Raw genomic sequence first — 14332 nt, forward strand, 5'->3', positions numbered from 1 at the left:
TAAATTATTTGAATATCTTGTTTAGAAAATTTGTCGTGTAAAGAACCGTTTGATCAAACCAGGGCTGAAAAAACCAAAACGAATGAGGTGAATTTTCGATTGTATGAACCTCATTGTAAATTTTATTCTGATTCAGAATTTTTATCATGTCATCTCTGCCTGCATGAAACCTGTCGATACTGCTGTTTATAAACAATGTGGGCGGAGTATTTTTATCTGTATGATTTAAAGCCGAAGCATTTTTCCAGTTTTCTGTTTTTTCTTCATAAGTACCTCCAAGCCAAAACGATGCCATTTCTCCTTCTGAAGATTCGGGATGCCTGAATGCCAAAACTCCATCTACATTGATAATTGCATTTACTTTTGAGGATGATTTACTTTCATTTAAAGGATCATCAAAAGCAGGATTTTCATTTGTAGTACCAATTAAAGCTGCCATTTGCCCTCCCGAAGAACAGCCTAAAACCGCAATTTTGTCCGGATCTACTTTGAATTTCTTTGCATTATCTTTTATAAACTTAATTGCATTTTTAACATCATAAATGCCATACGGATATTTGGCTTCCAGCGACAATCTGTATTCTATTGTAAAACAAGAATACCCTTTATCTGCAATTTCCTCTGCAAAAGCATTCATCTGGTTTTTATTTCCTGATCTCCAGCCGCCGCCATGAATTATAATAACTGCCGGATTTCGTTTTCTGGTGTCGTATATAAAAGCATCTAAATGTAATGCTCTTCCGTTTTCATTATAATAAACAACATCAGTAATCTTATTAAGTTCTTTATGTTTTTCTATAAGCGGAATCGTGATGGAAGGATATTTTTTTATCAATTTATTATACGTGCTTTTTACCGTGTACGAAGTGTCGACACTGTAAGTCTGCTGTGCCTTTACAACACAGGAAAGCAAGAATAAAATGAAAATTATTTTTCGCATTACAATCAATTACTTTTCGTTAAGAAAGGAGTTTGGTGTTCTGCCCAAACTCCTTTTTAACTTCTTCAAAAAAACAAATGTTCTCAAAAAACTAAAAAATTACTAATAACCAGGATTTTGAGGAAAATCTTTATTTTGGTTTAAGTCCAAAGCCACTTGCGGAATTGGTCTTAAAATTTTAAGCTGACCGTCAACTCCAACAAAGTTTGACGCTTTTATTTTATAATTATGTGCCGATGCTCTGGCTACTAAAGTTCCGGTACGTTTTAAATCGAACCAGCGTTTGTATTCTCCTAAAAGTTCTCTTCCTCTTTCATCTAAAATATAATCGATATTGAATTCCGCTGCCGTTGCATTCGCCACTCCGGCTCTTTTTCTTACTTCATTTAAACGATCTAAACCAGTTCCTGCCTGTCCTGCTTTTAAATAGGCTTCGGCAGCAATTAAATAGGTTTCGCCCAATCTTGAAACGATTATATCTCTTGTACTTACTGGTCCTGTGCTTGAAGGTGTTGTAGGATCCGGATCATCAAATTTCTTTACAGGAATCGTATAACAGTCTAAATTTTTAATTAAAGTATGCGCTGCAGAATATTCTCCCCAAGGATGATAAACAAATGTCGCCGATTTTCTTGACGCATTTGCTGTTTCCCAAGCCGTTCTGTCTGCCGGAGTAAACCATTTTGGCTCATAAAAATGTCTCACTTTTAATGATGCCGGATTTGTACTTCTGTAATATGGGTAATACAAAACGGTTTTGGTTACACCGTTTGTGGTTTCCGGGCCTTCGAGAATTTCAGTCATAAAAGTTGCTTCCCATCTTTTATCTCCTTTTTCATAAAGACCTAAAGCGTAATCTGTTGGACATAAATTATAACTTCTTAATGGCGCTCCGGTTTCGGCTCCGCCTAAATAAGAACTGAAATAGTAAAACTGATTGTTTCCTAATGTTGTCGGGCTTGTGCTTGTTGAAGCTTTGTCGTATTGTACAGAAAAAATAGTTTCGGCATTTAGATCATTACCCGGTTTAAACAACTGATCGAAAGCAAGAGCCAGAGTTTGTCCGCCAATTGCAGCATCTGCATAAGCGGCCGCTTTTGCAAAATCATCGGCTTTACCAAAAGTTTCATATCCTCTGGTTAAATATACTTTAGCCAATAAATCGTTTACGGCTCTTTTGTTTACTTTTCCGGTTGTCGCATAAGCATTTGTTCCTACGCTTGCTAAAGCTGCATCCAGATCACTAATAATTTGTGTATACACTTCTTCGGCAGTATTTCTGTGGAAAGATAAAACCGGACTTGTAATATTTTCATTTACAATTGGAACTCCGCCATACGTCTGTACCAATAAGAAATAAGCGTTGGCTCTTAAAAATCTGGCTTCACCTACCAAAGTGTTCAAATTAGCGGTTTGTTCTGTAACTGTCGAATAATACATAGTTTTGTTTACCGACTGAATTAATTGATAACAAGAGTTATACAAATCTTCTACATTTGTCGAAGACGGAATCAAAAGTGTATATTGGCTTAAACCAGCTGGTTCCGGCGTTCTTCCTTCTGCATACATATCGGTTCCGGCTTCAAACAACCACGGATTTCCTCCGTAAATTCCTTTTAGCCATGCATAGTTTGTATTAACCAATAACTGAAATCCGGCAGCGGTTTTATAAGTACCGTCGGCAGGAACGTTTGAAAGACTTTCTTCTTCTATATAATTGCTGCAAGAGTTTAAAACCAAAGCAGCTATTCCTAACATTACTATTATCTTTTTCATTTGATATCTTTATTAAAATTTAACACTTAATCCCAATTGGGTAGTTATAGATGCCGGGCGGTTTACTCCAAAAGGAGAAGCGGCCCATTCCGGATCATATCCGTCAAAATCTGTAAATACAAATGGGTCTAAAACATTCACATAAACCCTTAAATTACTGATTTTTAATCTTTTCAATAATTCAGAATCTAATGTGTATCCTAAAGATATATTTTTGATTTTTACATAAGAAACATCTCTGTAGTAACCAAATAAAGAGGTCCAGTAAGCTCCTGCACCTGTTGCTACAGGTCCTGGTCTTGGGTTTGTATTGTTGGCATTAGCTTCGATACCCGTACTGTTTGTTGGAATAAAATAATCCATTGCCAGTTTTTGACGTCCTCTGTCGCTTACATCGGCAAAATTTTGGTGAAACGTACTCAAAACAGTTTGTCCCTGACTTGTCAGCACAGAAAAGTTGAAATCAAAATTCCAAAAAGTCAATTTAGAATATAAACTTCCCTGCCATTCCGGATTTGCATTTCCAATTACCGTTCTGTCATCCTGATTAAATTTACCGTCACCGTTTAAATCTTTTGGTCTCGCCTGCCCCGGAGCCTGTCCGTAAGAAGCTGCAAGTGCTGCTTCGCTTTCCTGCCAGACACCATCGTAAACATAATTGTAATTTGGATTGAGTTCTGATCCCAGAATTAATTTATTTCCGATATCGCTTACCTTATCCTGATTGTAAATAGATTCTAATTTGTTTACGTTTTTAGTAAATGTAAAAGTGGTTTCCCAGTTGATATTTTCACTTTTGATGTTTTTTGTCGTAAGCAAAACTTCAACTCCTTTATTACTCACAGAACCTACATTGGCGAAAGTATTTTTCCATCCGCTTTCTGCTGGCAGCTGTTGTTTGTAAATTAGTTTGTCAGAAAGTCTGTCGTAAACATCAACGCTTCCTGAAATTCTGTTTTTGAAGAATCCGTAATCAAGACCAAAGTTGAGCTCTCTTGTTTTTTCCCACGTTAAATTCTGATTAGCCAGATTTTCAGACTGCCATCCCGAAACGACATTGGCTCCGTTTGCATAAAAAGTCTGCTGATTTAATAAGGCCTGAGAAGTATACGGCGCCACATTATCATTTCCTGTATAACCTAAACTCGCACGAAGTTTTAAGTCTGAAATTACATTGCTGTTGGCTAGGAAAGATTCTTTATTGATTTTCCATCCTAAAGCTACAGAAGGGAAACTCTGCCATTTATTTCCTGCTGATAATACCGATGAACCATCCCATCTTGTAGAAGCCGTCAATAAATATTTGTCTTTAAACGTATAGTTTAAACGAACGGCATACGAACTTAGAGTGTTTTTTTGATATCCAGAACTAATGTTATAACTCGTTTGAACTCCTGAACCCATATTATCAGATCCTACATCAAAGGGCTGATTATTAGAATATAAATAAGACGTTTCATCAACATTTGAGTATAAACTCTGTAATAATAAAACACTGAAATCATGCACTTCATTAAAAGTATGTTTTAAGTCAATCTGGTTATCCCAAGTGTAATTGAAATTATTGAAGTTTTTAATTGATGCTGAATTTTTTCCGTTTAATGTAACTCCTGCATTAGTCTGCGCGCCATAAGCGGCACTTGTAACCGTATTTTCTATTCCGGCTGCAAAAGTGGTTTTAAACGAAAGCCATTTCAACGGCTGGTATTGAAAGAAAACATTTCCAACTGTCTGCCATGTTTTTTCTGTCTGCGAAGAATTAGCAATTTCCATTAATGGATTCACTGTACTTGTTTTGTTAATCGCCCATGAACCATCAGGATAAGTTAGTTTTCCCGGAAGGAAAAATAAAGTTCCCACTTTTTCATTTCCATCAGCATCAATTGCCCACGGCGACATTAACGGACTTAATCTGAAAGCATCCTGCATTGCTAAATCACTTCCTAATTGTGTATCTACACGGGCAATAGTAACGTTGGCGCCGGTTGTAAATTTGTCGTTTATTTTATGATTTAATCCTAATTTAAAAGAATATTTATCTGTTCCGTCGTTATCGATAAGTCCTTCATCACTCTGAATTCCGAATCCTAAATTATAACTCAAACCAGAATCAGAGCGTCCTGTAACATTTAAGTAATTGTTTTGCGTCATACCCGTTTTCAAAACAGCATCTGCCCAATCAAAACTATAACCATTATTGGCTCTTGAAACTAATAACGGACTTTGATTTCCTGCTAATGCTGCTAACTGAGCCGGAGTCTGAGTGTTTGGTGTTGCACTCATATAAGCAACCTGATGGAATTTCCACCACTCTTCTCCGCTCATCATTTTGGGCATTCTCGCTGCTTCTTTAGTACCATAAGAAGAATCAAAAGTTACATTGATTCCGGATTTTACGTTAGCACCGCTTTTTGTTGTTACGATAATAACTCCGCTGGCTCCTCTTGAACCGTAAATTGCTGCCGAAGAAGCATCTTTTAAAACGTCCATTCTGGAAATATCCTGTGGATTCAAAAAGTCAATATTATCAACAGGAACGCCATCCACAACATATAATGGAGATGATCCTACTAATGAATTATTTCCTCTAATAACAACTTTAAATCCGTCTCCGGTACGTCCTGAACTTGATGAAATTTGTACTCCTGGCGTGCTTCCCTGAATGGCTTCTAACGGACTTGTTGTATTTCTTTCTGTAATGGTCGCTGCACTGATTGTGCTTACAGATCCGGTTAAATCTGTTTTCTTTACAGATCCATATCCCACAACTACAACTTCATTTAAGGAGTTAGGTTGTTCTGCAAGGCTTACATTGATGTTTTTCTTTCCGGCAACGCTTACTTCCTGCGTTTGAAATCCTAAATAGCTGATTACTAAAACAGCTTTAGGGTTTGATACGTTGATTTTAAAACTTCCTTCAAAATCAGTCGAAGTTCCGTTTTTTGTTCCTTTTTCCTGAATATTAACGCCCGGAAGTGATAATCCTGCTGCATCTGTAATTTTTCCTTCTATTGTAGTTGTTTGAGCATTGATGGTATTGCTCAGAAGGAAATTCAGGAAAAATAAAAATACAAGATTGCATTTTATTTTTTTCTGTAATGGTTGTTTAATTTTCATAAGTGGTTTTCGTGGTTTGGTTTAATGATAGTTATAAGTTTTTTATTGGTTCTGCTTTTTTCCCATTGATATAAGTATTTATAAAATTGATATTCTTTACGTTTTTTAATAAATAGACCGAGTCTACTTTTTCTATTTTGACATTTTTGAGTGTGATATTTTCTACTGGCGATTCTTTATATCCTTCGGCTAAAACACTGTATTTACCGCCATTTTTTACATTTACATTTTCAAGGCTGATGTTTCGTACTATTGGCATAAAATTTCCGGTTTGCGAGCCATAAACATTATAGAACATCGTAGCCAGCAGAACGCATTCTTTTACGGTTCCAACTTCCAGATTTCGAACATAAATATTCTCGATAATCCCGCCTCTTTTGGTATTGGTTTTTATGCGAATGGCGCGATCCAGATTCGGACTGTCCATTAAACAGTTTTCAACAAAAACATTGTTTACTCCTGCTGAGATTTCGCTGCCAATTACAACACCTCCATGACCGTCGATCATTTTACAGTTTTGCACAATGATATTTTTACTTGGAATAGCAACTCTTCTACCGTCGGCATCACGTCCGGCTTTAATAGCAATACAATCGTCTCCCGTATTGAAGGTGCAGTTTTTAATGATGATATTTTGAGAATATTCCGGATCGCAGCCGTCGTTGTTGGGTCCGTGGCTATTTACCGTTACTCCGTCAATAATCATATTATTGGTTTTAATTGGATGCAAAATCCAAAATGGAGAATTTATAACGGTGATATCCTTTACTAAAACCGTATTGCATTCAAAAAATTCAATAAAGTTTGGTCGTAAATATCTTCCTTCACCAAAAATTCTTTGTTCAACGGGAACATTTTTTTCTGCCATATCAACCAGAACTTCACGATTCGTTGGATCATTTTGAGACGGAATTCCTTTTTTCCAGCCGTAGCCTTTTCCTCCAGACCAAATCCACCAGTTTGTGCTATCGGCCTGACCGTTTAAAGTTCCTTTTCCGGTTATTGCAACGTTCGTTTTTCCTTTAGCATAAATAAGCGGTGAGTAATTCATTACTTCTGTTCCTTCCCAGGAAGTATGAACGATTGGATAATCTTTTGGATTTAAGCTGAAAAGAATTTCTGCATGGTCTTCTAAATGCAGGTTTACATTACTTTCAAGATGAATGGCTCCGGTTAAATATTTTCCATTCGGAACCAATACTTTTCCACCTCCATTTTCGGCACAAATTTTAATTGCTTTTTCGAACGCTTTTGTGTTTAAAGTATGCCCGTCAGCGACAGCTCCAAAGTCATTAATATTATATGTTTTTTCCTGAAAATGAGTTTGAGGGAGATTTTTTACGGTTAATTCCATTGTTTTCCACGGATCAGATTCCTGAACAACATTTATTTTTTTTGAGCATGATATAGTCAAAATAACCATTATACTTAAAAAAACAACTGATTTGCGGGCTGTAACCATGTTTGTAATCATTTCAGTGAAATTTCGTGTTTGATAATCGAAAAGATCAATAATTCATGTAATCGATTACACGAAAGTAAAAAATATGTTTCAGTCAACCAAATTTATTTAGAAATAAATTGTATTTTTAATTTTTATTAAGAATTATAATTACATTTAATGCAAAAATTATTATAATTTATTATCATTGTAGAATATAAAACGTTGTAGTAATTCATTATGGTAATCGATAACATTAAATATCAGATTATATAAAAAAAACGTATTTTTGTCATAGAATTTAACTAGTAAAAACCCTTTTTAATGAGCGAAAAAGTAACCATTTATGATATTGCCGAAAAATTAAATATCACTGCAGCTACTGTTTCCAGAGCGTTGAATAACAACCCGAAGATTAAAGAAAGTACTCGTGAGTTGGTTATTAAAACTGCTGCCTCAATGAACTATAAGCAAAACAAACTTGCTTTAGCATTAAAAAGCGGTAGAAGTAATAATATTGGCGTAATTGTGCCGCGTATCGACAGCAACTTTTTTGCCTCTGTTATCCGGGGAATTGAAGAAGAACTGCATCCCCATGGTTATCAGGTAATTATTTGCCAGACTCACGAGAGTAAAAAAAGAGAAAACGAAAATTTATATACTTTAATTGATGCTCAGGTTGACGGAATTTTAATGTCTGTAACTGATGTAACCGACGAAAATGACGGTGCGTTTCAATATGTGCTTCAAAAAAATGTTCCGTTGATCTTTTTTGACAGAAGTAAACATATTGAAGGTGTAAGCTCTGTAACCATAAATGATTTTAGAGGCGGTTATTTAACAACCAAACATTTAATTAATGAAGGATGTAGAAAAATCGCTCACTTCTCCGGAGATCAATCTCTTGAAATTTTCAAAAACCGATTTTTAGGCTATAAACAAGCTTTATTAGATCACGGAATTGATTTTAATGAAGAATATGTAATTTACACTAAAAGTGCGGTCGAAGCCGGAAAAGAAGCTGTAGATAAACTATTGCAGTTAGAAACGCCGCCAGATGCTATATTCTCTGCGAGTGATTTTGCCGCTTTAGGCGCTATTCAGGAGTTAAAAGAGCGAAATATCAGTATTCCGAATGAGTTTTGTGTGGCTGGATTTAGTAACGAACCTTTTACTAAATTCATGGAATTGTCTATTACTTCTGTAGATCAGTCGCCTCTTGAAATGGGGAAAATGTCGGCGCGTGTTTTCTTAGAACAAGTTGATAAAACAGACACCATTAAGATTGAGAAAAAGGTTGTTCTCGCACCTGAATTACACATCCGTAAATCTTCGTCAAGAACCAATTTCTAGATAAAAAAATAAACCATATAAGTGATATAAGCTCATTTAAGGATAAGCTTTTTATGCAAACTTCGGAGAAGCGAAATATTTAAAGCTAAATATAAATAATTACAACAAAAGCTCTGGAAGAGCGACATATTTTTTCTGCAAACCAAATAGATGTCGCTCCTCCAGAGTTTTTGTTTGTCTGTCTTATTGCAATTCTATAAATATTTTGCTCCGCTGGAGCTTTCTCTAAAAAAAAGACGCACAGCTGTGCGTCTCTACATATAAACCTTTGTCACTTTGTATCTCTGTACCTTTGTACCTAAAAATTAAAGTGATACTCCTCTTTTCCAAGGAATAAAGTCATTTTGATTTAAAAGTGCCGCTTTTGTTGTAACGTTACCGCTGGCAACTTCTATGATAAATTCCAGCATTTCATCTGCCATTTCTTCAATTGATTTTTCTCCCGTGATGATTCCACCAGTATCAATATCGATGATGTCAGACATTTTGTTTGCTAACTGCGTGTTAGAAGAAATCTTAACAACCGGCGCAATTGGGTTTCCTGTAGGAGTTCCTAAACCTGTGGTGAACAATACCATATTGGCACCAGAACCCACCATTGCCGTTGTACATTCAACGTCGTTTCCTGGCGTACAAAGCAAAGTTAAACCTGGTTTTGTGATATATTCTCCGTAATCAAAAACGCCTGTAATTGGCGAAGTTCCACCTTTTTTAGCTGCTCCGGCTGATTTCATTGCATCGGTAATTAAACCATCTTTAATGTTCCCCGGAGACGGGTTCATATCAAATCCCGAACCCGCATCAACAACCGTTTTTTCATACCATTGCATTAAATCCAAGAAACGTTTTCCGCTTTCGTCTTCAACACATCTGTTTACTAATTCCTGCTCTACACCACATAATTCCGGAAATTCAGAAAGGATTGTAGTTCCGCCTAAAGCTGCTAATAAATCTGAAGTTACACCTAAAGTAGGATTTGCAGAAATTCCAGAGAATCCGTCAGATCCACCACATTCTAAACCAATTCTAAGTTTAGATAATGGAGCTGGTTCTCTTTTTATTTCGTTTGCTTTTTTAATGGCTTCAAAAGTATCTTTCACCACACTGCTCAACATTGTTTCAATTGTTCCGATAGACTGCTGGTCGTAAATTAAAACCGGTTTTTTACTATTTGGATTAATTGCATTTAAAGCATCTTTGAAAATCGAAATTTGAAGATTCTGACATCCTAAACTCAATACAGTTGCTCCGGCAACGTTTGGATTGTTTACATAACCAGCCAAAAGTTTAGCCAGACTATGAGAATCCTGACGAATTCCGCCGCAGCCGCCTTGGTGCGTAATGAATTTTACCTGAATATTGTTGAATAAATTCGCATCGTTTGAAGCTTCCTGATTTCCTGCTCCACCCGTTTCTGATTTTACTAAAGAACGTAATAATAACTGATAATCATTTTCTTTAGGTTTCATCAATTCTTTCTCAAAAATATCTTTTAAGATTTCGATATTTCTGTTTTCACAAAATACCAACGGGAAGAATAACCAAACATTTTCAGTTCCAACCTGTCCATCTTCTCTGTGATATCCCTGCCAGGTTCTGTCTTTCCATTTGTCAATATTTGGAGCATTCCAGCCAATCGTTTCTGTTTTACCAGTAACTTTATCACTTTCGTGTTTTACATTTGCTGTAGAAAGCAATCCTCCTCTTTCGATTCTGGCACTTGCTTTACCAACTAAAACACCGTACATAATGATTCTGTCTCCTACATTAAAAGGAACCATTGCAATCTTATGTTTCATTTTTACATCAGACTCAACGGTAACTGATTCTCCTTCGAAATCAATTACTTCGCCTGCTGTAAGATCCACCAAAGCAACCGCAACATTATCGGTTGGGTGAACTTTTATTAATTTTTTCTGCGTTGCCATAATTAACCCTTGTTCTTTGTTCTTTTTGCTCTTTTTGTTTTCTTTTTATTTTTAAACCTTTGATTAAAATTATTTCTTCTAAATTTTATCCTCCAGCTTAGATTTAAATCTGTGTAAATCTGCTTTAATCTGTATAAATCTGCGTGAAATATTTTTTGCATATCGATTTTTCACGCAGATTTATACAGATTAAAGCAGATCAAATTAGATTTTCTTTATTGTGAATAAAATATTTTATTTTATTCTTTCCTGAAACTTCGCAAAACCTGCTTCAATTCCATTTGAATCAATTTCTTCTAAAGCAATTGTAATGGCATTTGTTAACGAAGGTATTTCAGTTAAATCTTCTTCCCAGAAATTTTTATTCTGCAAAGTCAGTCTTGCTATTTTCTCATAATCATCTGAAGTCCATAGGCTATTGAAAAACGAAACAATATCTTCGCTGTCATTAACCGGTAAACTTTGTCCGTTCCAAGTTCCTTTATAAAAACGAATTAAAGCTGCAAATGCAAAGGTTAAATGAACCGGAAGTTTTTTGTGAATTTTTACATATCCTGTTAAACTTGGTAAAACACGAACTTTAAATTTCGAAATTGAATTTAAAGCAATTGATGATAATAAGTGCTTGATAAATGGATTTCTGAAACGGTCTAAAATTTCTTCAGAGAAACTTGCCAGTTCGTCTTTATCCATATTTAAAGTTTCGTTGATTTCTTCAAAAACAGCTTTATTAATGAATTCTCCCGTAAACGGATTATCAACCGTTTCTTTTACAGTCTCGTTTCCGTAAAGTAATGAAAACGGCACCATTGCGGTGTGCGCTCCATTTAAAATTCTAACCTTGCGCGTTCTGTAAGGCTGCATATCTTCGACGATTTTTACATCAAGATCGGTTTTTTCAAACGGAAGTTTTGCTTTCAATTCGTCGTCGCCTTCAATAACCCATAAAAAGAAAGTTTCGGCACTAACGATTAAATCGTCTTTATAATCTAACTGGCTGTTATATTCTTCAATTTGATCTTTTGGATATCCCGGAACAATTCTATCAACTAAAGTATTGTGGAAAGAACAGCTGTTTAAAATCCAGGAAACAAATTCCTGACCTAGTTTCCAGTCTGTGCAATATTTTAAAATAACTTCTTTTAAAGTATCTGAATTGTAATTAATTAACTCGCAAGGAATGATGGTTAATCCTTTATCTTCAGCGCCATTAAAATGTTTAAATCTTTCATGCAAAAGTACGGTTAATTTTGCAGGGAAAGATACAGGAGGCTGCATTGTAGGAAGATCTGAAGCAATATATTCGATTCCTGCTTCAGTTGTATTTGATATAATAAAAGCTAATTCTTCTTCTTTTGCCAAAGACAAATATTCCTGAAAAGAAGCATATGGATCAACTGCTTTTACAATATTGGTAATCAATTCTTTTTCCTGAATTTCCTGACCTTTTTTCACACCTTTCATAAACAAAGTGTACAATCCGTCCTGCGCATTGATCATATTCACCAAACCTTTATCAATAGGCTGAACTACAGCTATTCCCGCATTAAAATCTGCTTTTTGGTTTAATTTCTGAATAGCATATTCTACAAAGGCTCTTAAAAAGTTACCTTCTCCAAATTGAACTATTTTTATAGGCAGTTTGTTTGAAAACTCTGAATTTGATCTGTTTATTTTTTCCATTTTAATTTTAACTTTAAAGTGTTATAAATAACCACTTAATACCTTATTGATCAACTTTATAACATTGTAAAAGAAACATTACACCCGCATTAAAACAAATCTTGCTGTGAGGAGTCACAAGATTTATTTTTCAAGCGTAATGCTCAATTACAATCTCTAAAATCTAAAAAAAACGCAATCTAAATAAGGATTGGCATGATTACTCCTTATTTATTTTCTTATATTTTTTATGATGTCAAGAACCTGACGAACTTTAGCTGTTAAACCGTCAAAATCTTTCTTTTCTAATATATCTTTTGAAATTAACTGCGAACCTAAACCTACACATGTCGCTCCTGCGTTTAACCATGAACTCAAACTTTCTTCAGTTGGATAAACACCGCCTGTAGGCATAATATTTGTCCACGGGCAAGGTCCTTTTATAGCTTTTATAAATTCCGGACCGTAAGTATCAGCCGGAAATAATTTTACGATTTCACAGCCTAATTCTTCCGCTCTTGCAATTTCTGTAAGCGTTCCGCAGCCCGGTGACCAAAGTACTTTTCGACGATTGCAGGCAATGGCAATATCTTCTCTAAATACCGGAGTTACAATAAAATTAGCTCCTAAACTCATGTATAATGATGCCGAAGCCGCATCTGTAACTGAACCCACTCCTAAAATCATTCCCGGAAGTTCTGCTAAAGCATATTTATTTAAAGCTCCAAAAACTTCATGTGCAAAGTCGCCTCTGCTTGTAAATTCCATTAATCTGGAACCTCCGTCGTAACAAGCTTTTAAAACTTTTTTACTTAATTCAATATCCGAATGAAAAAACAACGGCACCATTCCGTTATCTTTCATGGTTTGTGCAACTTCTATTCTTGAAAATTTTGCCATGTTTATTTTATTATCTTGATACTAATGCAGAACCATCACCATCAATCATATTTTCAACTTCTTTTAATGTAACCAAATTGTAATCGCCTGCAATGGTATGTTTTAAGCAACAAGCCGCCACGGCAAAATCTAATGCTCTCTGGTTATTATTTTGATATTCTAACAATCCGTAAATTAATCCTCCCATAAAAGCGTCGCCGCTTCCTACTCTGTCTACAACCGGAGTTACTTCTTTTACTGCTGCACTGTAAATGGCTTTTCCATCAAACAGAATTCCTCCAATTCTTTGATGTGAAGCACTAACAGAATAGCGAAGTGTTGTTGCAGCAATTTTTAAATTAGGAAGCAATTGAAACAACTTTTCGTATAAAACCGGAAGCGTTTTTTCATCCTGATAATTCGGATTCACTTTCGGAATTCCTAACATAAAATAAGCGGTATCGATATCTCCTAAAATTACATTGCTATATTGCAGCATTTCCGGCATAACTTCGCTTGGCGTTTTACCATACTGCCATAATTTTGATCTGTAATTTAAGTCGCATGAAATTTTAATTCCTTTTTTATGAGCTGCTTTAATAGCTTCTAAACAAGCCTCAGCAGCAGTTTGAGAAATCGCTGGTGTAATTCCGCTCCAGTGAAACCATTCGGCTCCTTCGAGAACTTTATCCCAGTCAATCTGCCCTTTTTCAATAGTTGCCATCGCACTATGTGCACGATCATATACTACATTACTGCCACGTGTTCCGGCTCCTGTTTCAAGAAAATAAATTCCTAAACGTTCTCCACCGTATACTATATTTTTAGTCTCGACATTCATTTTTCGCATTTCTTTCAATGCCGATAAACCAATCTCGTTTTGAGGTAATCTTGTTACAAATTCAGCATTTACGCCATAATTGGCCAAAGAAACACATACGTTAAATTCTCCGCCTCCGTATGTAGCACCAAATGCCGTAGACTGCGAAAAACGCAAATGTCTTTCTGTTGATAAACGCAGCATGATTTCTCCAAATGCAACTACTCTACTCATATTTTTTTATTGTTTTTACCAGTATTTTTTTTTCCAACATTAAGATATTAAGAGAATTAAGCTTTACTTTTTAAATTCTATACTTTAAAAAATTAAGTTTATTAAGCTTTTCTGCTTTATTATCTTTTCATCTTAAAATAAATTTTAAGCTCAAAACTTAATTTCCTTAATATCTTAATGGT

At 35.3% G+C, this 14332-nt stretch carries 9 protein-coding genes; 1 reads left to right on the top strand and 8 read right to left on the bottom strand.

The window, feature by feature from the left end; all coding sequences use genetic code 11:
* Positions 1–4 precede the first annotated feature (4 nt).
* The 4 genes from ABDW27_RS02920 to ABDW27_RS02935 all read right to left on the bottom strand — a co-directional run bounded on the left by ABDW27_RS02920 (position 5) and on the right by ABDW27_RS02935 (position 7307).
* Positions 5–940 carry an alpha/beta hydrolase gene (locus ABDW27_RS02920; RefSeq protein WP_343694558.1) on the bottom strand — a complete coding sequence of 312 codons (936 nt, stop codon included), beginning with the start codon at positions 938–940 and terminating at the stop codon, positions 5–7.
* A 102-nt stretch (positions 941–1042) separates the two neighbouring features.
* Positions 1043–2716, bottom strand: a complete 1674-nt coding sequence (locus ABDW27_RS02925) for a RagB/SusD family nutrient uptake outer membrane protein (RefSeq protein WP_343694559.1) — start codon at positions 2714–2716, stop codon at positions 1043–1045.
* A gap of 12 nt (positions 2717–2728) precedes the next feature.
* Positions 2729–5833, bottom strand: coding sequence for a TonB-dependent receptor (locus ABDW27_RS02930; protein ID WP_343694560.1), 3105 nt, complete (start codon positions 5831–5833; stop codon positions 2729–2731).
* Between the two features lie 31 nt (positions 5834–5864).
* Complete coding sequence (locus ABDW27_RS02935) at positions 5865–7307, bottom strand: glycoside hydrolase family 28 protein (protein WP_343694561.1); 1443 nt, start codon at positions 7305–7307, stop codon at positions 5865–5867.
* Positions 7308–7598: 291 nt separating this feature from the next.
* On the opposite strand from ABDW27_RS02935, the gene ABDW27_RS02940 reads away from it, so the two are divergent.
* Positions 7599–8627, top strand: a complete 1029-nt coding sequence (locus ABDW27_RS02940; RefSeq protein WP_343694562.1) for a LacI family DNA-binding transcriptional regulator — start codon at positions 7599–7601, stop codon at positions 8625–8627.
* 305 nt (positions 8628–8932) lie between these two features.
* Here the strand turns inward: ABDW27_RS02940 and ABDW27_RS02945 are convergent, their stop codons facing one another.
* From ABDW27_RS02945 to ABDW27_RS02960, 4 genes are all read right to left on the bottom strand, one after another.
* Positions 8933–10555: an altronate dehydratase family protein gene (locus ABDW27_RS02945; RefSeq protein WP_343694563.1), complete on the bottom strand. Its 1623-nt coding sequence runs from the start codon at positions 10553–10555 to the stop codon at positions 8933–8935.
* 234 nt (positions 10556–10789) lie between these two features.
* The gene (locus ABDW27_RS02950; RefSeq protein WP_343694564.1) at positions 10790–12238 is read right to left on the bottom strand and encodes a tagaturonate reductase; all 1449 of its coding nucleotides are present in this window, start codon (positions 12236–12238) and stop codon (positions 10790–10792) included.
* A gap of 210 nt (positions 12239–12448) precedes the next feature.
* On the bottom strand, positions 12449–13117 hold the full coding sequence (locus ABDW27_RS02955) for a bifunctional 4-hydroxy-2-oxoglutarate aldolase/2-dehydro-3-deoxy-phosphogluconate aldolase (protein WP_343694565.1): 669 nt from the start codon (positions 13115–13117) through the stop codon (positions 12449–12451).
* A 10-nt stretch (positions 13118–13127) separates the two neighbouring features.
* Positions 13128–14150, bottom strand: coding sequence for a sugar kinase (locus tag ABDW27_RS02960; protein WP_343694566.1), 1023 nt, complete (start codon positions 14148–14150; stop codon positions 13128–13130).
* Between the last annotated feature and the right edge of the window lie 182 nt (positions 14151–14332).

It is taken from the genome of Flavobacterium sp., from assembly GCF_039595935.1.
Lineage (GTDB): Bacteria > Bacteroidota > Bacteroidia > Flavobacteriales > Flavobacteriaceae > Flavobacterium.